Annotated in this window: 22 protein-coding genes and 1 tRNA gene; 19 read left to right on the forward strand and 4 right to left on the reverse strand. The window is 28.6% G+C overall.

The genetic code is table 11. The annotated features are described in order from the left end of the window. Nucleotide 1: 1 nt before the first annotated feature. Both AC5SLL_RS02765 and AC5SLL_RS02770 read right to left on the reverse strand, forming a co-directional pair. On the reverse strand, nucleotides 2-277 hold the full coding sequence (locus AC5SLL_RS02765) for a sarcosine oxidase subunit delta (RefSeq protein WP_494573642.1): 276 nt from the start codon (nucleotides 275-277) through the stop codon (nucleotides 2-4). Further along, nucleotides 277-1,530: a sarcosine oxidase subunit beta family protein gene (locus AC5SLL_RS02770; protein ID WP_494586966.1), complete on the reverse strand. Its 1,254-nt coding sequence runs from the start codon at nucleotides 1,528-1,530 to the stop codon at nucleotides 277-279. The genes AC5SLL_RS02765 and AC5SLL_RS02770 overlap by 1 nt, the downstream gene beginning before the upstream one ends. Nucleotides 1,531-1,597: 67 nt before the next feature. On the opposite strand from AC5SLL_RS02770, the gene AC5SLL_RS02775 reads away from it, so the two are divergent. Continuing rightward, nucleotides 1,598-1,689 (forward strand) — tRNA-Ser (locus tag AC5SLL_RS02775). Here the strand turns inward: AC5SLL_RS02775 and AC5SLL_RS02780 are convergent. Further along, complete coding sequence (locus AC5SLL_RS02780) at nucleotides 1,690-3,900, reverse strand: lytic transglycosylase domain-containing protein (protein WP_494586967.1); 2,211 nt, start codon at nucleotides 3,898-3,900, stop codon at nucleotides 1,690-1,692. A 41-nt stretch (nucleotides 3,901-3,941) separates the two neighbouring features. Here AC5SLL_RS02780 and dapA point away from each other — a divergent pair, with 41 nt between their 5' ends. Genes dapA through recO form a run of 10 tightly spaced genes read left to right on the forward strand, consistent with a single transcriptional unit; the run spans nucleotide 3,942 to nucleotide 11,276 of the window. After that, complete coding sequence (gene dapA, locus AC5SLL_RS02785; protein ID WP_494573646.1) at nucleotides 3,942-4,823, forward strand: 4-hydroxy-tetrahydrodipicolinate synthase; 882 nt, start codon at nucleotides 3,942-3,944, stop codon at nucleotides 4,821-4,823. Continuing rightward, entirely contained in the window at nucleotides 4,823-5,293 is a 471-nt protein-coding gene (smpB, locus tag AC5SLL_RS02790) for an SsrA-binding protein SmpB (RefSeq protein ID WP_494580755.1), read from the forward strand. The genes dapA and smpB overlap by 1 nt, the downstream gene beginning before the upstream one ends. Then, the gene (folK, locus tag AC5SLL_RS02795; protein ID WP_494580754.1) at nucleotides 5,259-5,780 is read left to right on the forward strand and encodes a 2-amino-4-hydroxy-6-hydroxymethyldihydropteridine diphosphokinase; all 522 of its coding nucleotides are present in this window, start codon (nucleotides 5,259-5,261) and stop codon (nucleotides 5,778-5,780) included. The genes smpB and folK overlap by 35 nt, the downstream gene beginning before the upstream one ends. 19 nt (nucleotides 5,781-5,799) lie before the next feature. Continuing rightward, nucleotides 5,800-7,545 carry a bifunctional (p)ppGpp synthetase/guanosine-3',5'-bis(diphosphate) 3'-pyrophosphohydrolase gene (locus AC5SLL_RS02800; RefSeq protein ID WP_494586968.1) on the forward strand — a complete coding sequence of 582 codons (1,746 nt, stop codon included), beginning with the start codon at nucleotides 5,800-5,802 and terminating at the stop codon, nucleotides 7,543-7,545. Continuing rightward, entirely contained in the window at nucleotides 7,502-8,089 is a 588-nt protein-coding gene (pyrE, locus tag AC5SLL_RS02805) for an orotate phosphoribosyltransferase (protein WP_494586969.1), read from the forward strand. Before AC5SLL_RS02800 ends, pyrE begins: the two co-directional genes overlap by 44 nt. Further along, nucleotides 8,086-8,805 (forward strand): pyridoxine 5'-phosphate synthase, encoded by a 720-nt coding sequence (locus AC5SLL_RS02810; RefSeq protein ID WP_494586970.1) that lies wholly within the window; start codon nucleotides 8,086-8,088, stop codon nucleotides 8,803-8,805. The genes pyrE and AC5SLL_RS02810 overlap by 4 nt, the downstream gene beginning before the upstream one ends. Nucleotides 8,806-8,807: 2 nt before the next feature. After that, a complete protein-coding gene (gene acpS / locus AC5SLL_RS02815; protein WP_494586971.1) occupies nucleotides 8,808-9,197 on the forward strand; it encodes a holo-ACP synthase in 390 nt (129 codons plus the stop codon). Continuing rightward, a complete protein-coding gene (lepB, locus tag AC5SLL_RS02820; RefSeq protein ID WP_494586972.1) occupies nucleotides 9,197-9,931 on the forward strand; it encodes a signal peptidase I in 735 nt (244 codons plus the stop codon). The genes acpS and lepB overlap by 1 nt, the downstream gene beginning before the upstream one ends. After that, the gene (gene rnc / locus AC5SLL_RS02825) at nucleotides 9,931-10,599 is read left to right on the forward strand and encodes a ribonuclease III (RefSeq protein ID WP_494586973.1); all 669 of its coding nucleotides are present in this window, start codon (nucleotides 9,931-9,933) and stop codon (nucleotides 10,597-10,599) included. Before lepB ends, rnc begins: the two co-directional genes overlap by 1 nt. Then, nucleotides 10,596-11,276: a DNA repair protein RecO gene (recO, locus tag AC5SLL_RS02830; protein ID WP_494586974.1), complete on the forward strand. Its 681-nt coding sequence runs from the start codon at nucleotides 10,596-10,598 to the stop codon at nucleotides 11,274-11,276. The genes rnc and recO overlap by 4 nt, the downstream gene beginning before the upstream one ends. A gap of 2 nt (nucleotides 11,277-11,278) precedes the next feature. Here recO and hemB read toward each other — a convergent pair whose 3' ends face one another. Next, nucleotides 11,279-12,268 (reverse strand): porphobilinogen synthase, encoded by a 990-nt coding sequence (gene hemB, locus AC5SLL_RS02835; RefSeq protein WP_494573656.1) that lies wholly within the window; start codon nucleotides 12,266-12,268, stop codon nucleotides 11,279-11,281. Between the two features lie 74 nt (nucleotides 12,269-12,342). Here hemB and AC5SLL_RS02840 point away from each other — a divergent pair, with 74 nt between their 5' ends. From AC5SLL_RS02840 to ribH, 8 genes are read left to right on the forward strand one after another with little or no spacing between them, the layout of a single operon-like run. After that, nucleotides 12,343-12,933 carry an aspartyl/asparaginyl beta-hydroxylase domain-containing protein gene (locus AC5SLL_RS02840; protein WP_494586975.1) on the forward strand — a complete coding sequence of 197 codons (591 nt, stop codon included), beginning with the start codon at nucleotides 12,343-12,345 and terminating at the stop codon, nucleotides 12,931-12,933. 1 nt (nucleotide 12,934) lies between these two features. Beyond that, entirely contained in the window at nucleotides 12,935-13,360 is a 426-nt protein-coding gene (rpiB, locus tag AC5SLL_RS02845) for a ribose 5-phosphate isomerase B (protein ID WP_494580744.1), read from the forward strand. 2 nt (nucleotides 13,361-13,362) lie between these two features. Beyond that, on the forward strand, nucleotides 13,363-14,673 hold the full coding sequence (gene glyA / locus AC5SLL_RS02850) for a serine hydroxymethyltransferase (RefSeq protein WP_494573659.1): 1,311 nt from the start codon (nucleotides 13,363-13,365) through the stop codon (nucleotides 14,671-14,673). After that, nucleotides 14,673-15,131, forward strand: a complete 459-nt coding sequence (nrdR, locus tag AC5SLL_RS02855) for a transcriptional regulator NrdR (protein ID WP_494586976.1) — start codon at nucleotides 14,673-14,675, stop codon at nucleotides 15,129-15,131. The genes glyA and nrdR overlap by 1 nt, the downstream gene beginning before the upstream one ends. Then, complete coding sequence (gene ribD / locus AC5SLL_RS02860) at nucleotides 15,112-16,212, forward strand: bifunctional diaminohydroxyphosphoribosylaminopyrimidine deaminase/5-amino-6-(5-phosphoribosylamino)uracil reductase RibD (protein ID WP_494586977.1); 1,101 nt, start codon at nucleotides 15,112-15,114, stop codon at nucleotides 16,210-16,212. The genes nrdR and ribD overlap by 20 nt, the downstream gene beginning before the upstream one ends. A 4-nt stretch (nucleotides 16,213-16,216) precedes the next feature. Beyond that, the gene (locus AC5SLL_RS02865) at nucleotides 16,217-16,810 is read left to right on the forward strand and encodes a riboflavin synthase (protein WP_494586978.1); all 594 of its coding nucleotides are present in this window, start codon (nucleotides 16,217-16,219) and stop codon (nucleotides 16,808-16,810) included. After that, nucleotides 16,797-17,897 (forward strand): 3,4-dihydroxy-2-butanone-4-phosphate synthase, encoded by a 1,101-nt coding sequence (ribB, locus tag AC5SLL_RS02870; RefSeq protein ID WP_494586979.1) that lies wholly within the window; start codon nucleotides 16,797-16,799, stop codon nucleotides 17,895-17,897. The genes AC5SLL_RS02865 and ribB overlap by 14 nt, the downstream gene beginning before the upstream one ends. Further along, nucleotides 17,897-18,283: a 6,7-dimethyl-8-ribityllumazine synthase gene (ribH, locus tag AC5SLL_RS02875; protein ID WP_494586980.1), complete on the forward strand. Its 387-nt coding sequence runs from the start codon at nucleotides 17,897-17,899 to the stop codon at nucleotides 18,281-18,283. The genes ribB and ribH overlap by 1 nt, the downstream gene beginning before the upstream one ends.

An 18,283-nucleotide genomic window follows, 5' to 3' on the forward strand; every position in this document is an offset into this window, starting at 1 on the left:
ATTAAATTGACGGTGGTTTTTCACCCATTTTATAAACGGCTTTTATTTCATCATTGGAAGTGTCACGTACCATGTTAAACCATTTTCGACATCCGTGGGCATGGTTCCATCTTTCAAATTGCACACCTTTAATATTTTTTCTCATGAAGAGATATTCTGCCCACTCATCATCACTTAATTCTGTAGGTTGTTTTGGTCTTTCAATATGAGCTTCTCCACCAGCTTTAAACTCGCTTTGCTCTCTTTCTCCACAAAAGGGACAAGTAATTAAAAACATTAATGAGCTACCGCCGCTGCACCATGCTCATCTACAAGATCCCCACTAACAAATCTATTTAGATTAAATGCAGCATTTAATTTATGAGGCTCATCATTAGCTATCGTATGAGCAAATAGATCACCTGACCCAGGTGTTGCTTTAAATCCACCAGTGCCCCAACCACAGTTAAAATAAAGACCTTTTATAGTAGTCTTACTTATTATAGGACTTGCATCTGGACAAATATCAACAATACCACCCCATTGTCTAAGCATACGCATTCTACTAAAAATGGGATAAAGTTCTAAAATAGCGTTTAAAGTTCCTTCAACAATATCATGACTTCCTTTTTGTGAATACGAAACATAATCGTCTGTACCTGCACCAATTACAAGTTCACCCTTGTCAGATTGGCTAACATAAGCATGTACAGCATTAGACATCACAACTGTATCAATGATTGGTTTAACAGGCTCAGACACTAAAGCTTGAAGAGGTTTGCTCTCTAAGGGCAAACGTAAACCAGCCATATTTGCAAGTACGCTTGAGTGACCTGCAGCAACTACGCCAATTTTTTTAGCTTTAATAAATCCTTTTGAAGTTTCTATACCTTCAACTTCATCACCATTTCTTTTAATACCTTTTACTTCACAATTTTGAATTATATCGACACCCATTTCATCTGCACCACGTGCATAACCCCACGCAACAGCATCGTGTCTAGCTGTCCCAGCTCTTCTTTGTAACGTTCCACCTAATACAGGATAACGTATGTCAGGAGAAGTGTTTATGATTGGACAAAATTTTTTAACTTCTTCAGTACTTAAATAAACAGCATCAATTCCATTTAATCTATTTGCATGAGTTCTTCTTTTTAAATCTCTAATATCTTGAAGATTGTGAGCCAGATTCATCACACCTCTTTGACTAAACATTACGTTATAATTTATTTCTTGTGAAAGACCTTCCCATAATTTTAAAGCATGATCATAAAGGCCAGCACTTGCGTCCCATAAATAATTTGATCTTATAATAGTTGTGTTTCTTCCTGTGTTTCCACCACCAATCCATCCTTTTTCAACAACTGCAATATTTTTCATATTATGTTTTTTTGCTAAATAATATGCTGTTGCAAGACCATGACCACCACCTCCAATAATTATTGCATCGTACTCTTTTTTTGGAGCAGGGTCTTTCCATGCCTTTTGCCAATTTTCATGGTAGGAAAAAGCATTTTTAACTAAAGAAAATATTGAATAGTTGTTTTTCATAATAATAAATAATAATTACTTTATAAATATTGAATATTCAATACAATCAGCTATATCGTTAATCTGTGGAAGAGTGGGTGAGAGGCTGAAACCAGTCGTTTGCTAAATGACCGTGCGGGGAAACTTGTACCGAGGGTTCGAATCCCTCCTCTTCCGCCATTAGAATAGTGGTTGATCCTTAAAAAAATCTTTCATTTCTATTGGTTTTTTTTCTAAAATGTATCTGTAAACATTATAGTTTTCCATTACACGCTGAACATAATTCCTAGTTTCCTTGAATGGAATTAATTCAACCCAATCAACAAAATCAATCTGTTTTTTTTGCGGATCTTTATTAATTTTTTTCCAGTGTTTAACTCTTTTAGGTCCAGCATTGTAAGCTGCTGTTGCAAACGGGTAAGCTCCATCATAATCAAGTATTAACCCTGCGATATAATGAGATCCTAAATTGATATTATATTCTGGGTCAGAGGTTAACCGAGACTTTGAGTAGGGGAGCTTTGCTTGTTTTGCAACTAGTTTTGCAGTGTAAGGCATTAGCTGCATCAACCCTTGAGCACCAACATGACTATTAGCTCTCATATCAAATTCACTTTCTTGTCTTATAAGTGATAGTATAAAAGCAGTTTCAGGAATTTTTCTTCCATTCACGTATTGAGACACACTTATTATTGGATAGTTGTAAGTATTATGAAATCTCTTTTCATATGAGGCTATCTTTGAAACTTGTATAGCAAAATCATATCTTGAGATATTCGTTGCAAGTTCTGCAGCCAAAACCTCACTTCCACTCTTAATATTATCATTTGCTAGATGTCTTAAGATATTTTTAGTATATTTATCTTTATCTAATTCATCTAAAAGATAACTAATTTTAACAAGTTCTTTTTTTTTAAAATATTTTCTATATTCATCCTCAACAATCTGTTGTTCTTCAAGTTCAAATTTTTCATTGGGACTAATTTTTAAAAAAGCTAATTGACCGTAGTATGTGGTTAGATATTTAGTTGCCTCCTTATACCAATCTTCTGATTGTTTTTTATCACCAATTTTTTCATAAGCTCTACCAAGCCAATATGCACCTCTAGATAGACTTATAGGATAACTTACATTTTGGTAAAAATTATTGAAGTGATCAATTGCTAAAATTGGATCATCTAAAAAACTTAATGCAATCCATCCACTTATCCATTCAGCTTCAGCAAATTCAGGACCTGGATCAAGAGAATGTTGACTTGCAACTTTGTATGCTGTTTCATATTTATCTTTATAAATTAGAGCTCTTGTCATTATAGCTCTTTCAACCCACCATTTGTCAGGTCTCACAAGATAATCTTTATCATTTTTAATTGAATATATAATCTCTAGAGAGCTATCAATTCTTCCTCTTTTTCTTCTCCATTTAAGTCGATCATGATTTAAACCAGCATCATTTTTAAATTTTTGTGGAACATTTTTAATTGCATTGTCTACACCATAAGATTTACTCATTAAAATTTGTCTAGCTGTATAAAGTAATTGATAATCTTTTGGCAGATAGGGAAGCATTCTTTTTAAATCCCAATATTTATTTTCCCAGGCTAAATAATCAGCCCTTTTTACATAGTCTGTTGAATTAAGATATTTTTTATATTTTTTGTTCAATTTTTTCATTTGAGATCTTGAAAGTTTGGCTGTGATCCAACCTTTTTTTATCAATGAAACTCCTTTTTCAATATTTCCAGTTTGAATAAAACTTTCTCCTAATATTAGTTCACCATAACCGCTTAATGGTTCCTTCGAATTAAACCAATCAATGATTTTCTTGGGTGAAATTTTTTCTGTAGAAAGTTTTTCTTCTGCTAAATATCTAATTCTGTTTATTCGAGGATAGTCATCATTATTCTTTAAAAAAACTAAATAATCGTAAAAAGTTGCTTGATTTCCTGAAGTTAATAAATGTCTCCATTGAACAAAATTATATATAGATTTGTCTTTTGCTTTTTTAGAAATTGACAAAGCTGATGACCACTGACTTTTTTCCATTGCCTGAATAGATTTTTTTGCTATGGCGAAATCTTTTTGACTATAATATTTAGAAGTATTTTTAACCGAGGGTTTTATCTTTTTTACTATTAAAGGTTTGCTCTTTGGAATTGAATAATTAATCTTTTTATCAACAACTTTTGCAACTTTATCTTTATTTAATTGAATTTTTGTAGGTTTAGATTTTGGCTTTATTATACTCTGGGAAATTTTTTCATTTTTTGTTTTTTCATCTAATATAGGTTTTTTTAAGGGTAATATTGTAACTTCAGCAGCATAAGAATTGCTTATTATTGACAATAATAACAAAAATAATTTTATAAAAAATAAAGTATTTTTAACCATAAATTTAGTAAATGAATCTTTAAACTATGTTATAAGTATTTATGTTCAAAGGATCAAATGTTGCTTTAATCACCCCGTTTAAAAATAATGAGCTAGATATAGATGCTTATATTAAGCTTATACATTTTCAAATTTCTAATGGCACAAATGGATTGGTACCAGCAGGTACAACGGGTGAATCTCCAACTTTAAGTCATAATGAGCATCAAAAAGTAATCGATTTATGCGTTAAAGAGAGCAATGGTAAAACTATAGTAATAGCTGGAACCGGTTCTAATTCTACAGAAGAAGCAATTTCACTCACAACGCATGCAGAAAAAGCAGGTGCTGATGCGGCATTGGTGGTTACACCTTATTACAATAAACCTACGCAAGAGGGACTATTTCAACACTATAAAGCGATAAATGATAAATGTGGAATACCAATTATAATTTATAATATTCCTGGAAGATCTGTAATCGATATGTCTGTTGATACAATGGCTAGATTGTTTGAATTGAAAAATATTGTTGGCGTTAAAGACGCTACAGGTGATTTAGAAAGAGTTAACCAACAAAAAGATAAGATGGGAAATGATTTTATTCAACTTACAGGTAATGATGATAATGCTTTAGAGTTTAATAACAGAGGTGGCATTGGTTCAATAAGTGTAACAGCAAATATTGCACCTAAGTTATGCTCAGATTTTCAGAAGGCATCAAAGTTAGATAATGCAGAAAGTAAACTTGAAGCTGTTAAATTAGATAAAATTTTACAACCTGTTCATAGCTCAATGTTTGTTGAAAGCAATCCAAGTCCAGTTAAGCATGCAGCTAAACTTTTAGGCTTATGTGAGGACGATGTAAGATTGCCATTGGTTAAAGTTACTGACACAACCAAAAATATTGTTAAAAAAGCTCTAGTATCTGCAAAATTACTCTAATGAATAAAAAAACCAATTCTGGTTTAAAAATTATTTGCTTAAATAGAAAAGCAAGTTTTAATTATTTTTTCGAGGAATTAATTGAAGCTGGAATTGTTCTCAAAGGCTCTGAAATAAAATCGATTAGAGAAGGCAAAATAAATATAGCAGACTCTTATGCTGTTGAAAAAAGTGGAGAAATTGTTTTGATTAATTCACACATCTCAGCATTTAAACAAGCAAGTTATTCTAATCATAATCCCACAGATGAAAGAAAATTATTATTAAATAGAAAAGAAATTAATAAACTAATTGGTAAAATGCAAAGAGATGGACTAACTCTTGTTCCAACAAAAATGTATTTTAAAAAGGGCAAAGCTAAAATTGAGATAGCAGTTGCAAAAGGTAAAAAGCAATTTGACAAAAGAGCTACTAAAAAAAACAGAGATTGGAATCGTGAAAAAGCCAGACATATTAGAAAATCGAGTTAAACATTCATATTTGGCAATCGGATCAAATCTAGGTAACAAAATTAACAATATTAATTTAGCTAAATTTGAATTAGAAAAAAATAGAATAAAAATAGTTAAAACCTCATCATATTATCTATCTAACTCATGGCCAGATCCACTGTTGCCAAAATATATAAATGTAGTCATTAAGGTCAAAACTACACTTAACCCTCTTGAATTATTGAAATATTGTAAATTAATTGAAAAAAAATTAGGTAGATCTAGAACAAAGAAGAATGCTCCAAGAACATGTGATATTGACATTATTGATTATGACAAAAAAGTATTAAATTTTATTGAAGAAAACCTTTTTATTCCACACCCTAGAATGAAAATGAGAAGTTTTGTTTTATTGCCTTTATTTGAAATAGATAAAAAATGGAAAGATCCAAAATCTGGTAAAAATATTGTTAATTTAGTCTATAGTTTGTCAGTAAAAAACCTTAGATCTATTAAACAAATATAAATTAGTGTTATAATAACCTATGCTTAATTCTGAAGAACTTATAAATAAAGTCAAAAATTATAATAAGTTTTTAAATCCTGAAAAATTAAATAAAGCATACCAATACGCTGTTAAAGCGCATGAAAATCAAAAACGTGCATCAGGCGATCCCTATTCAAATCATCCAATAGCTGTTGCTTCTATACTTAGCGATTTAGAATTAGATAGCGCTACAATTGTTACTGGATTACTTCATGACACAATTGAAGACACACATGCTACATATGAAAATATCAAGATAGAGTTTGGACAAGAAATTGCGGATTTAGTTGAGGGTGTAACCAAAATTTCTGTTTTTGAAAATCAAGCAAACTCTAGTTCAAAAGCTGAGAATTTTAGAAAATTAATTTTAGCTACCTCTAAAGATATTAGAGTTTTATTAGTAAAACTTGCGGATCGTTTACATAATATGAGAACGATTGATGCTATTAGCAAAATTGAAAAAAAAGAAAGAATTGCTAAGGAAACTATGGAGATCTATGGACCATTAGCTGATAGAATGGGCATGCACAGAATAAGAGATGAATTGGAAGATTTATCTTTTAAAGTTTTAAATAATAAAGCAAGAGAACTTATCAAAAAAAGATTAGATGAAATTCGTGAAGATAAAGTAAATAACTTTAAATCAATTTCTATACAAATTACAGAACTTTTAAATGATCATGACATTAAAGCTAAGATTTTTGGAAGAGAAAAAACTCCTTTTTCAATTTGGAGAAAAGTACAAAAAAAAAGAATATCCCTTGAGCAAATTACAGATATAATAGGTTTTAGGGTTATATTGCCTAGTGAGCATGATTGTTATCAAGCACTTGGAATATTTCACCAACATTGGAACTGTATACCTGGAAAATTTAAAGATTATATTTCTTCACCAAAAATTAATCACTATAAATCATTACACACAGCTGTAATTGGACCAAATAAAAGACCTATAGAAATTCAAATTAGAACTATGGAAATGCATGAATTTGCTGAAAGAGGTATTGCATCTCACTGGAAATATAAATCTTCTGAGAAATTTAACTCTCTTACTTGGAAAGAATATGATTGGTTAGCAGATTTAGTAGAAATTATTGATAAAAATGAAAATCCTGAACATTTCTATGAGTATACTAAACTTCAAATGTTTCAGGAAAATGTTTTTTGCTTCACACCCAAAGGTTCAGTAATAAAATTGCCAAAGGGCGCAACTCCAATTGATTTTGCTTATGCGGTTCACACAAAAATTGGCGATAATGCTATTAGCTGTCAAATAAATGGAAATGATAGTGAACTACAAAGTATTCTTCATAATGGAGATGTCGTTAATATAATAACTTCAAAAAATAAATCACCTTCACTTCACTGGATACCAGTTACTAAAACAGGAAAAGCTAGAGCAGCAATAAGAAGATATTGGCATTCGAAAGGTGAACAAAAAGAAGAAAGAATAAAGAAATATAACACTACTTTATGGATATCTTTACCAGATCAGCCAGGTAAACTAGGTGAAATTACAACATTACTAGGTAATCACAGATTAAACATATCTAATGTTGAGATGCATGAAAAAACACAATATTATATTAACTTTAAGTTCCATTTGATAATTAGAGACCTGAAAAACTTTACAAATTTTATTAGCGAACTAAAACAAAAGAATATTAAGTTTAAAATCATAAGACACGAGGAAAAAAGAAATGCTTTCACACAAAAAATCTTTAAATATTTTAAAAAAAACTAACGCTTTACTTGAGGGACATTTCGTACTTTCTTCTGGACTACATTCATCAAAATATATTCAATGTGCAAAACTGTTAAGTTTTCCAAATTTAGCTAATTCTATTTGTAAATCATTGGCCCAGAAGATTAAAAAAAAATTTAGATATATAGATTTAATTTTGGCTCCAGCGATGGGTGGAGTAATTATTGGCTACGAAATAGGTAAAATTTTAAAAAAAGAAACTATATTTTGCGAGAGAGTTAACGGTAAATTTACTTTGAGAAGAGGCTTTAATATTAAAAAAGGTTCTAAAGTATTAATTATTGAAGATGTTATAACAACAGGAAAATCCAGTTTAGAATGTGTAAATCTAATTACTAGACCAGGAGCAAAACTTGTTGGTTTTGCTACCATTATTGATAGATCAACAAAAAAATCTTTAAAAATAAAAAAAGAAATTATTTCTCATATGAAAATTGATGTTCCAACTTTTAAAAAAAATAAACTTCCTGAATTTCTTAAAAATACACCCATAACAGTGCCAGGAAGTAGATTTATAAAATGAAAAAATTGGGTGTAAACATAGATCATGTTGCAACAATTAGAAATGCAAGAGGCTCAAACCATCCAAATCCATTATTGATAGCAAAACATGTTAGTAAATGTGGTGCAGATTCCGTTACAATACATTTAAGAGAAGATAGAAGGCACATAAATGATCAAGATGTTTTAGAAATCTGTAAAGATAGAAAAATAATTACTAACCTGGAAATTTCTTTAAATGATGAAATAGTAAAGATAGCATTAAAAAATAAACCCAATTATATTTGCATTGTTCCAGAAAAAAGAAAAGAGATAACTACAGAAGGCGGTTTAAATTTAAATAAAAATAGAACTAAAATTAAAAAAGTAATTTCATTATTTAATAAAGCAAATATTAGAACTAGTCTATTTATAGATCCAAATTTAAAAGATATTCAAAGTGCAAAAGAATTAAATGCTGATTGTGTTGAAATACATACTGGAAAAATTTCAGATTTAATTAAAAAGAATAAAGACTATAAAAAAGAACTAATAAAAATTAAAAAATGTTCTAAGTTTGGTAAAAATTTTGGTCTTGAAATCCATGCGGGTCACGGTCTTGACTATAAAACAACTGCAATATTAACAAAAATTAAAGAAATTACAGAATTCAATATTGGACATTTTATAATTGGTGAATCTGTCACTCATGGTTTAAAAAAAACGATTAAATCTTTTAGAAAAATAATAAGTAAATAACCATGAAAATACTTGGTATAGGTGTTGATATAGTTGATATCACAAGATTTAATAAATTAATAAAAAATAAAGATTTTATTAAAAGAATATTTTCTAACTCAGAAATACTTATTGCTAAAAAAATTAGAAATAAAAAAGCCTATTATGCAAAAAGATTTGCTGCTAAAGAAGCTTTAGCCAAATCAATTGGCACTGGCTTTAGAGACAATTTTAACTTTAAAGATATATCAATTATTAATGATAAATTAGGCAAACCTTCTTTTGTAATTACAAATAAGATAAAAAATATTGTTAAAGATCAATTCAAAACCTCTTCATTTAATTTCTTTCTATCAATTTCAGATGAAAAAAAATATTCTATAGCTTACGTAATTTTACAAAAAAATAAATAATGATAAGTAAAAACTTTATAATTGAAAATGTTAAAACAATTTTTTATGCCTTAATCATTGCGATTATTATTAGATCTTTTTTCATACAACCTTTTTATATACCCTCATCTTCTATGGAACCTACATTATTGGTTGGGGATAGATTATTTGTTACCAAATATTCTTATGGTTATAGCAAACATTCTTTTCCATTTAGTCCACCGATACTCAATGGCAGAATATTTTCACAAAAACCTGAAGTAGGAGATGTTATTGTTTTTAAAACCCCTGCTGACAATAGAACAGATTATATCAAAAGATTAATAGGATTACCTGGTGATAATATTCAATTCATAAATGGTGATTTATTTCTTAATAATAATCAAATTTTTAAATCAAGAGTTTCAAAGAATGATATAATTTATTGTGGCAATCAAACTATAGATGTTATTAAGTTTGAAGAAAAATTACCAAATGGTGCAATACATAATACCGTTTATTTAAAAAATTATAGTTTTCAAAATTCTGATGTATTTATAGTTCCACCAAAACATTACTTTTTCCTTGGAGACAATCGAGATTGCTCTAAAGATAGTAGATATTTAACAAGCGTTGGATATGTCCATGAAGATAATCTAGTTGGTAAGGCACAATTTATCTTTTTTTCATCAGATTTTAGAATTGCAAGTATCTTTTCTTTTTGGAAATGGCACAAAACTATTAGGTTCGATCGTTTTTTTAAAACTATTAATTAATGAAAATATCTTCATCAATCTTAGAAAAGAAATTAAAGTTAAAATTTTTTGATCCTAAAATTTTAATAAAAAGTCTTACTCATAAAAGCTATGACTCTTTGAATAATAATGAAAAAATTGAATTTTTAGGTGATAGAGTTTTAGGGTTGGTTATTGCAAAAAAATTATTAGAAATTTATCCAGATGAACGTGAAGGAATATTGGATAAAAAATTTGCATCTCTAGTTAATAAAAGAAAATGCTTAGAAATTGCAAAAAAAATTGAATTACAAAAATATATTTTGGTATTTAATCCAAAAAATAAAAAAATTGTAATTGAAGACAAAGTTATAGCTGATTGCTTAGAAGCTTTAATAGGTGCGATTTATTTAGACAAAGGTATTAATTTTGTTGAAAAATTTATTCTAAATTTGTGGAATGAGCATATTAATGCAAGTGTGATAACTGAAATTGATGCCAAAACTAAACTTCAAGAATATTCTTTAAAGATGTTTAAAACTTTACCTATTTATAGATTAATATCAAATACAGGGCCTCGTCATAAGCCATTATTTAAAGTCTCTGTGAAATTAAAGAATACTAGAATTTTTACAGCAGAAGGTTCATCTAAAAAAGATGCTGAACAGAACGCTGCAACCATATGTTTTGAGAGTATTTTTAAAAAATGAATTGGGATGATAAAGGATATTTGTTATCTAAAAATCGATACAATGAAAATTCCATTATAGCAGAGGTATTTACTGAAAATTATGGAAAAATTTCTGGTATTATTTTTGGTGGTACTTCAAAAAAAATTAAAAATTATTTACAGATTGGCAATAAGATTCATGTTAATTATAATTCCAAAAGTTTAAATAGAATTGGTTATTTTAAAGTAGAAATTGTTAAAGCTACTACGCCAATTTATTTTGATAATAGTATAAAACTTTGCTGCATAACTTCTGCTATGCATCTTGTAAAACTTTTAACAGCTGAAGCTCAATCAAATAATGACATTTACATTTTAATAGATGAATTTTTTGATTTATTAACTCATGATAATTGGATTGAAGAATATATTTTTTGGGAATTAAAGTTATTAAAATTACTTGGTTATGATCTTGAACTTAAAAAAATGGTCGAAAAAGAAGTTATAGAAGGAGAAATTAATTATTTTGTAAAATCATCTTCAGAAAAAAAATTTATTCCAAACTTTTTGATAGATCAAAATACAAAAAATATTGATTTAAAAAATTTATTAAAAGGTTTTAAGCTTCTTAGTGATTATCTTGAAAAAAGTATATTGAAACCAAATAATTTAAATTTACCCGTTTCAAGAAGTCATTTTATAAATTTATTAAAATAGCCTTAAAGTATTATTTCATTTATTCTGTCAGCATAATAACTGACTATTGCATTTGCGCCAGCTCTCTTAAATGAGATCAAGCTTTCTAATATTGAGTTTTTATCTATTAAACGTTTATTAATACTATTTGTGAGTAAGCTATATTCTCCTGAAACTTGATAAGCTAAAACTGGAATTTTGAAATTATCTTTTACTGATTTTATAATATCAAGGTAGGGCATTCCTGGTTTCACCATTACCATATCTGCTCCTTCCTTTATATCTAGGGCAACCTCTCTTAAGGCTTCATTACTGTTTCGAAAATCCATTTGATAGGTCTTTTTATCTCCTTTTAGAAGTCCTCTTGATCCAACCGCATCTCTGAAAGGTCCATAAAAACTTGATGCATATTTTACTGCATATGAGAGAATTTGAACTAACTGATAGCCATTTTTATCCAATGCTTTTCTTATTTTTCCAATCCTACCATCCATCATGTCTGAAGGTGCTAGCACATCACATCCCATTTCGGATTGCAATAAGGATTGATTAATTAAAATTTCATTTGTTTCATCATTTAATATATAGCCAGATTTTATAAGACCATCATGACCATGGGAAGTGTAGGGATCTAAAGCTACATCACACATAATACCAATTTCATTTCTGTATCTTTTTTTAATATATTGGATAGCTCTACAAACTAAATTGTCCTCATTTAACGCTTCGGTGCCAATTTCATTTTTTAACTTTGAATTTGTGTATGGAAATAACGCAACCATAGGTATTTTATTCTTAATGGCTTTATCAACAATATGACCAATTTTATCTATAGAATACCTAAAAACTCCAGGCATAGTTTTTATGGATTGTTTCTTATTTTTTCCATCAATAAGAAATATTGGTAAAATAAAGTCACTTGAAGATAGGCTGTTTTCCTGAATAAGTCTTCTAGACCAATCATTCTTTCTACTACGTCTAAGCCTTAGGTTTGGATAGCTTCCTGTTATCATGTTTTTATTATATTTATAAAATGCGACAAATGTATTATACAAATATATTCTAAAAAGAGTAACTAATAAATATTATGACATTAAATTTTAATGATTTTCAAAAACAGGAAATTAAATTTGATATTACTGAACTTCAAAAGGCATATAGTGAAATTTTAAAAATAAAAAAATTTGATGGTCCCGAAGAGATTAGTAACTTTGGAGCAATATCTCTAACTCAAATTCCTGGTGATCCAGACTCTATTAAAGGTCATAAAGCCAGAGGTGTTTTTTGGACTAAACCGGATGCAACAGGCAAGGAAGTTGTTAGAGATATAACTATCGACGAGTCTGCATATTCAGAATTTATCGATGAATTTAAAGATACTTATTTTAAGGAAGTTTTTGATGTGCTTTCATCTAAGTATAAACTTGGAAGAGTAAGAGTATTGTTAAAACAACCAAGATCAACATTAAGTTGGCATAGAGACCCTGAGCCTAGATTGCATATACCAATTATTACTAACCCAGGATCAATAATGGTCATTGATAATGTTGCCATGCATTTACCAGCTGATGGTTCTGTTTGGATTACAAATAATACAAAATATCATAATGCATTTAATGGTGGTGAAGAAGATCGTATCCATTTAGTTGCTTGTGTTTTAGATCATAAATTTAATTAGTTTGAAAAAAATATTCATATCATCTGATCATGCTGGGTTTAAATTAAAAGAATTAATCAAAAATTACTTAGATAAAAAAAATATAAAGATAGTTGATTTGGGTCCATTTAACGATGGTAGGGTAGATTATCCTGATTTTGCTCATAAGGTTGCTAAAAAAGTTAAGATTAGCAACAAACATGTAGGTATTTTAGTTTGTGGGTCTGGTATGGGAATGAATATTGCTGCTAATAGACATAAAAATATTCGTGCTGCACAGTGCTATAATTCAAAATCTACAAAATTATCAAGATTGCATAATAATGCAAATATCATTACATTAGGATCAAGACTTCTTACTAAAAAAAATGCTTTAAATTGCGTTAGCATTTTTTTAAATACAAAGTTTGAAGGTGGAAGACACGCAAAAAGAATTAAAAAGATTTAATTATGTCTAGTGAAAAAAACTATTTAAATAAAAATTATAAAAGCTTTTTTGAAGACAGTTTATCTGAAACTGATCCAGAATTACATAAAGCCATAAGTGATGAGTTAAAAAGACAACAACAACATATAGAACTAATTGCTTCTGAAAATATAGTTTCTCAAGCTGTTTTAGAGGCGCAAGGCTCTGTATTAACAAACAAATATGCAGAAGGGTATCCTGGAAAAAGATACTACAATGGATGTGAGCATGTTGATGTTGCAGAAAATTTAGCCATAGAAAGATTAAAAAAACTTTTTGATTGTAAATTTGCAAATGCCCAACCACATTCTGGGGCTCAAGCAAATGGAGCTGTATTTTTAGCTCTATTAAATCCTGGTGATACATTTATGGGAATGAGTTTAAATTCTGGTGGACACATTACTCATGGGTTAAAAATTTCAATGTCAGGTAAATGGTTTAATCCAATAGGGTATGATGTTGATAAAGAGTCTGAACTTATTGATTATGATAATGTTGAAAAACTTGCATTAGAACATAAACCAAAACTTATAATTTGTGGTGGTAGCGCTTACTCTAGAGTAATCGATTTTAAAAGATTTAGAGCGATTGCTGATAAAGTAGGGGCATATTTGATGGTGGATATGGCTCATTTTTCAGGTTTAGTTGCCGGCAAAGGGTACCCTAACCCATGTGAACACGCGCATGTAGTAACTTCAACAACTCATAAAGTTTTCAGAAGTGCTAGAGGTGGAATTATTTTAACTAATCATGAAGACCTAGCAAAAAAATTTAACACAGCAGTATTCCCTGGTTATCAAGGCGGACCATTGATGCATGTCATTGCTGCAAAGGCTGCTGGTTTTTTAGAAGCATTAAGACCAGATTTCAAAGATTATATCAAATCAGTTTTAGCTAATGCCAAAATTTTATCAGAGACACTTAAGAATAATGGTTTTAAGATTTATTCTGGTGGAACAGATACACACTTAATGTTAGTTGATCTAAGACCTTTCAATGTAAAAGGTAATGCTGCTGCTGAAAGCCTTTCAAATGCTAATATTACCTGTAACAAAAATGGAATACCTTTCGATTCAGAAAAGCCAATGATTACCTCTGGAATAAGACTAGGTACTCAAGCCGCAACAACTAGAGGTTTTGGATTAAAAGAGTTTGAGAAAGTAGGTGAACTAATAACTAAAGTTGTAAAAGGTTTATCTGAAAACCCTGACGATAATAGCAAAATTGAAGAAGAAGTTAGAAATGAAGTAATAGAACTTACATCTAACTTTCCAATATATAAAAATTTAAAATAATGATTTGTTCAATTTGTAAAAAAGGTGAAACCTCAGTAGTAGACTCAAGACCAACTGAAGATGGCACAGCCATAAGAAGAAGAAGGCTTTGTGTGTGTGGAGCAAGATTTACAACTTTTGAAAGAGTGCAATTTAGAGAAATTATGGTTGTTAAAAAAAATGGAAGAAAATCTTCATTTGATAGAGATAAATTATCAAAATCTATTTTTATTGCTCTTAAAAAAAGACCTATTGATACTGAAACAGCAGAAAAATTTATAAGTAAAATTTCTCGATCACTTGAGGAGCTTGGTCAAAGTGAAATTTCAACTACTACTATTGGAACTATGGTTATGGAAGGTTTAAAAGAGCTCGACCCTGTTGCTTACGTAAGATTTGCTTCTGTTTATAGAAATTTTAGAGAAGAAAAAGACTTTGTGCAATTCGTGGACAAATTAGATGTCTACAAAAAAAGATAAATTTTCAATCAAAGATAAAATTTTTATGGAGCTGGCCTTGAAATTGGCAAAAGCTCGTCATGGATTAACTGGAATTAATCCTTCTGTAGGTTGTGTAATCGTTAAAGATAATGAAATACTTTCAATTGGTCAAACAGGTTTTAAAGGTACACCTCACGCTGAATTTAATGCCATTAAAAATTCACATGAAAATTTGGAAGGCTCAAAAATGTATGTGACTCTTGAACCTTGTAGTCATTATGGAAAAACTCCTCCGTGCACAAATATTATAATTAAAAATAAAATTAAAGAAGTTGTATATGGAGTTGAAGATATTGATAAAAAAGTTAAAGGTAAAACCTTAAAAATTCTTAAGTTAAAAAATGTTTTAGTAAAAAAAAATTTACTCAAAAAAGAAATTAATAAATTTTATACACCTTATTTCTTTAATAGAAAAAAAAACCTTCCTTATGTTACTGGTAAAATTGCAATTTCTAGAAATAATTTGATATATAGCAAAGATACAAAAAGAATTTCAGATATTCATACTGATAAATTTACACATTATCTTAGATATAAAAATGATTCGTTAATGATTTCGTCCAAAACTTTAAATAAAGATAACCCAAAACTTAATTGCAGACTAGAAGGTTTGAATAAATTTTCACCTAAAAGAATAATTTTGGATAAAAACTTAGAAATTAAAAAAAATTCATACATTTTTAAAACAGCTAATAAAAACAATACTATAATTTTTTATCACAATTCCAAAGCTGAAATGAAATTGATGTTAAAAAAAAGAGGCATAAATTTAATCAAAAGTAAATTAAATAAAAATAACTTTGATATTAAATCAATTTTAATGAAACTCTATGTCCTTGGCTGCAGAAATTTATTAGTCGAAGGGGGAAATGATCTTTCTAAACACATTATTAAAAAAAAATTATTTAATGAATTTTATTTATACAAATGTGCTAAAACTTTATCAAAGTTAGTTAACCATAAAGAGTTTCGTTTTCTTAATGAATTAAAGAAAAATTATAAAAATAAATTGAAAATTAAAAAAAAATTAGGCAAAGATGTAATTACACTTTACAAATAATATTATGTTTAATGGAATAATTTTTAATCAAGGTTTAATCACTAAATTTGAAAAAAGATCAAAAGGTATTAATATTTTTGTAAAAGCTGATTTAAAGCTAACACTTAAAGATCTGGGTGTATCAGTTGCTTGTGACGGCGTTTGCTTAACATTAATTGATATTAAGAATAAAATAATGGAATTTTATCTTTCTGATGAAACAATACAAAGATCAAAATTTCGATTCTTAAAAATCAATGATAAAATTAATCTTGAACTTCCTTTAAGATTTGGTCAAAAAATATCAGGACATATTTGCCAAGGCCATATTGATGCAGTAGGCAAAATACAGAATATTAAGAAAATTGATAAATCGTATTTATTTGATTTTGAAATTGTTAAAAAAGAAAGAGCAAATCTAATTGATAAAGCCTCTATATGTATAAATGGAATTTCTTTAACAATTTCCAAAGTAACCAAAAAAGGTTTTCAAGTTTGGGTTATTCCCCACACCTTTAAACTAACGAATTTATCTTCATTAAAAAAGAACAGCCTAGTTAATATAGAGATAGATATCTTATCTAAATACGTTAGAAATTATTTTAATGAAAAAAAATAATTATGCATCCATTGAAAGTATAATTAATATCGCAAAGCAGGGCGGTATGTTCATCTTAGTTGATGATGAGAAAAGAGAAAACGAAGGAGACTTAATAATATCAACCACTGACTCAAGTGCTAAAAATATAAATTTTATGGCAAAATATGGTCGTGGATTAATTTGTCTGGCGCTAGATAGTGTACAGGCAAAACGTTTAAATTTATCTTTGATGTCACCTATAAATCAATCCAGGAATAAAACTGCCTTTACAATTTCTATTGAAGCAAAAAAAGGAATAACAACTGGAATCTCAGCAAAAGATAGAGCAAAGACAATTAAAATTGCTTCAAAGAAAAATGCGAATAAAAAAGATATTGTTTCACCAGGACATGTTTTTCCAATTATTGCTAAAGATGGGGGTGTTCTAGTAAGAGCTGGTCATACAGAAGCTTCTGTTGATATATCAAAACTTGCTAAAAAAAATAACTCTGCAGTTATTTGTGAAATAATGAATGAAGATGGCACAATGGCTAAAGGCCAAGATTTATTTGATTTTGCAAAAAAACATAATTTAAAGATAGGTAAAATTGAAGACCTTATTGCTTATCGTTTAAAAAAAGAAAAACTAATTAAACTTAAAAAACAATCTGATATTGAAATCAAAAATCAAAAATTTAAAATTAGAATCTATGAAAATCTTTTAGATGGATCTGAACACTTTGCTCTAATTAAAGGTAATATTAAAAAAGGAATAATACCAAGAGTTAGAGTAATTTCATCTAACGTAGTTCAAAATTATTTAATCAATCAACAATTGCCAAATTCATTTCATAAAACATTAAATTATTTTAAGAAATTCAATAACTGTGTTTTAGTTTTTATAAAAGATACAAATTTAAAATCTGTTACACAAACACTCAAGGATTATAAGAACAAAGATTTTTATAAAAAGGGAAATGATAAACTTATAAGGAATTATGGTATTGGTGCTCAAATAATTAAAGATTTAAAGATTAAAAATATGATATTAATAACTAAATCTCTTAAAAAAGTTATTGGTTTAGAGGGTTATGATATAAAGATTATTAAACAGGAAATCATTTAATGAAAAAAAAATATTTAATAGTTATTGCAGATTATTATAAAGATATATCAAAAGGTTTATTAAGTAGTGCGAAAAACGCATTGCCCAAATCTAGTTTAATAAAAACTATCTATGTCCCAGGTGTCTTTGAAATACCAGTTACCATTTCAAAGAATATTAAGAAGTATGATGCTTTTTTAGCTCTTGGTTGTGTGATTAAAGGACAAACTCCTCATTTTGACTTTATTTCATATTCTTCAACTGATGCAATAATGAAACTATCCGTAGAAAATAAAAAACCCATTGGCAATGGAATTATTACTTGTCTCAATATGCGTCAAGCTATAGCTAGAAAGAAAAAGGGAAGAGAAGCAGCTCTAGCTGTAATATCTGTCCTTTCCCAATAA

It is taken from the genome of Candidatus Pelagibacter sp. PS_43, from assembly GCF_059417795.1.

What these genes read in the sequence shown, in the direction of transcription:
- AC5SLL_RS02765 (WP_494573642.1), bottom strand. Translation starts at nt 277, where the DNA reads ATGTTTTTAATTACTTGTCCCTTTTGTGGAGAAAGAGAGCAAAGCGAG.
- AC5SLL_RS02770 (WP_494586966.1), bottom strand. Translation starts at nt 1,530, where the DNA reads ATGAAAAACAACTATTCAATATTTTCTTTAGTTAAAAATGCTTTTTCC.
- AC5SLL_RS02780 (WP_494586967.1), bottom strand. Translation starts at nt 3,900, where the DNA reads ATGGTTAAAAATACTTTATTTTTTATAAAATTATTTTTGTTATTATTG.
- dapA (WP_494573646.1), top strand. Translation starts at nt 3,942, where the DNA reads ATGTTCAAAGGATCAAATGTTGCTTTAATCACCCCGTTTAAAAATAAT.
- smpB (WP_494580755.1), top strand. Translation starts at nt 4,823, where the DNA reads ATGAATAAAAAAACCAATTCTGGTTTAAAAATTATTTGCTTAAATAGA.
- AC5SLL_RS02800 (WP_494586968.1), top strand. Translation starts at nt 5,800, where the DNA reads ATGCTTAATTCTGAAGAACTTATAAATAAAGTCAAAAATTATAATAAG.
- pyrE (WP_494586969.1), top strand. Translation starts at nt 7,502, where the DNA reads ATGCTTTCACACAAAAAATCTTTAAATATTTTAAAAAAAACTAACGCT.
- AC5SLL_RS02810 (WP_494586970.1), top strand. Translation starts at nt 8,086, where the DNA reads ATGAAAAAATTGGGTGTAAACATAGATCATGTTGCAACAATTAGAAAT.
- acpS (WP_494586971.1), top strand. Translation starts at nt 8,808, where the DNA reads ATGAAAATACTTGGTATAGGTGTTGATATAGTTGATATCACAAGATTT.
- lepB (WP_494586972.1), top strand. Translation starts at nt 9,197, where the DNA reads ATGATAAGTAAAAACTTTATAATTGAAAATGTTAAAACAATTTTTTAT.
- rnc (WP_494586973.1), top strand. Translation starts at nt 9,931, where the DNA reads ATGAAAATATCTTCATCAATCTTAGAAAAGAAATTAAAGTTAAAATTT.
- recO (WP_494586974.1), top strand. Translation starts at nt 10,596, where the DNA reads ATGAATTGGGATGATAAAGGATATTTGTTATCTAAAAATCGATACAAT.
- hemB (WP_494573656.1), bottom strand. Translation starts at nt 12,268, where the DNA reads ATGATAACAGGAAGCTATCCAAACCTAAGGCTTAGACGTAGTAGAAAG.
- AC5SLL_RS02840 (WP_494586975.1), top strand. Translation starts at nt 12,343, where the DNA reads ATGACATTAAATTTTAATGATTTTCAAAAACAGGAAATTAAATTTGAT.
- glyA (WP_494573659.1), top strand. Translation starts at nt 13,363, where the DNA reads ATGTCTAGTGAAAAAAACTATTTAAATAAAAATTATAAAAGCTTTTTT.
- nrdR (WP_494586976.1), top strand. Translation starts at nt 14,673, where the DNA reads ATGATTTGTTCAATTTGTAAAAAAGGTGAAACCTCAGTAGTAGACTCA.
- ribD (WP_494586977.1), top strand. Translation starts at nt 15,112, where the DNA reads ATGTCTACAAAAAAAGATAAATTTTCAATCAAAGATAAAATTTTTATG.
- AC5SLL_RS02865 (WP_494586978.1), top strand. Translation starts at nt 16,217, where the DNA reads ATGTTTAATGGAATAATTTTTAATCAAGGTTTAATCACTAAATTTGAA.
- ribB (WP_494586979.1), top strand. Translation starts at nt 16,797, where the DNA reads ATGAAAAAAAATAATTATGCATCCATTGAAAGTATAATTAATATCGCA.
- ribH (WP_494586980.1), top strand. Translation starts at nt 17,897, where the DNA reads ATGAAAAAAAAATATTTAATAGTTATTGCAGATTATTATAAAGATATA.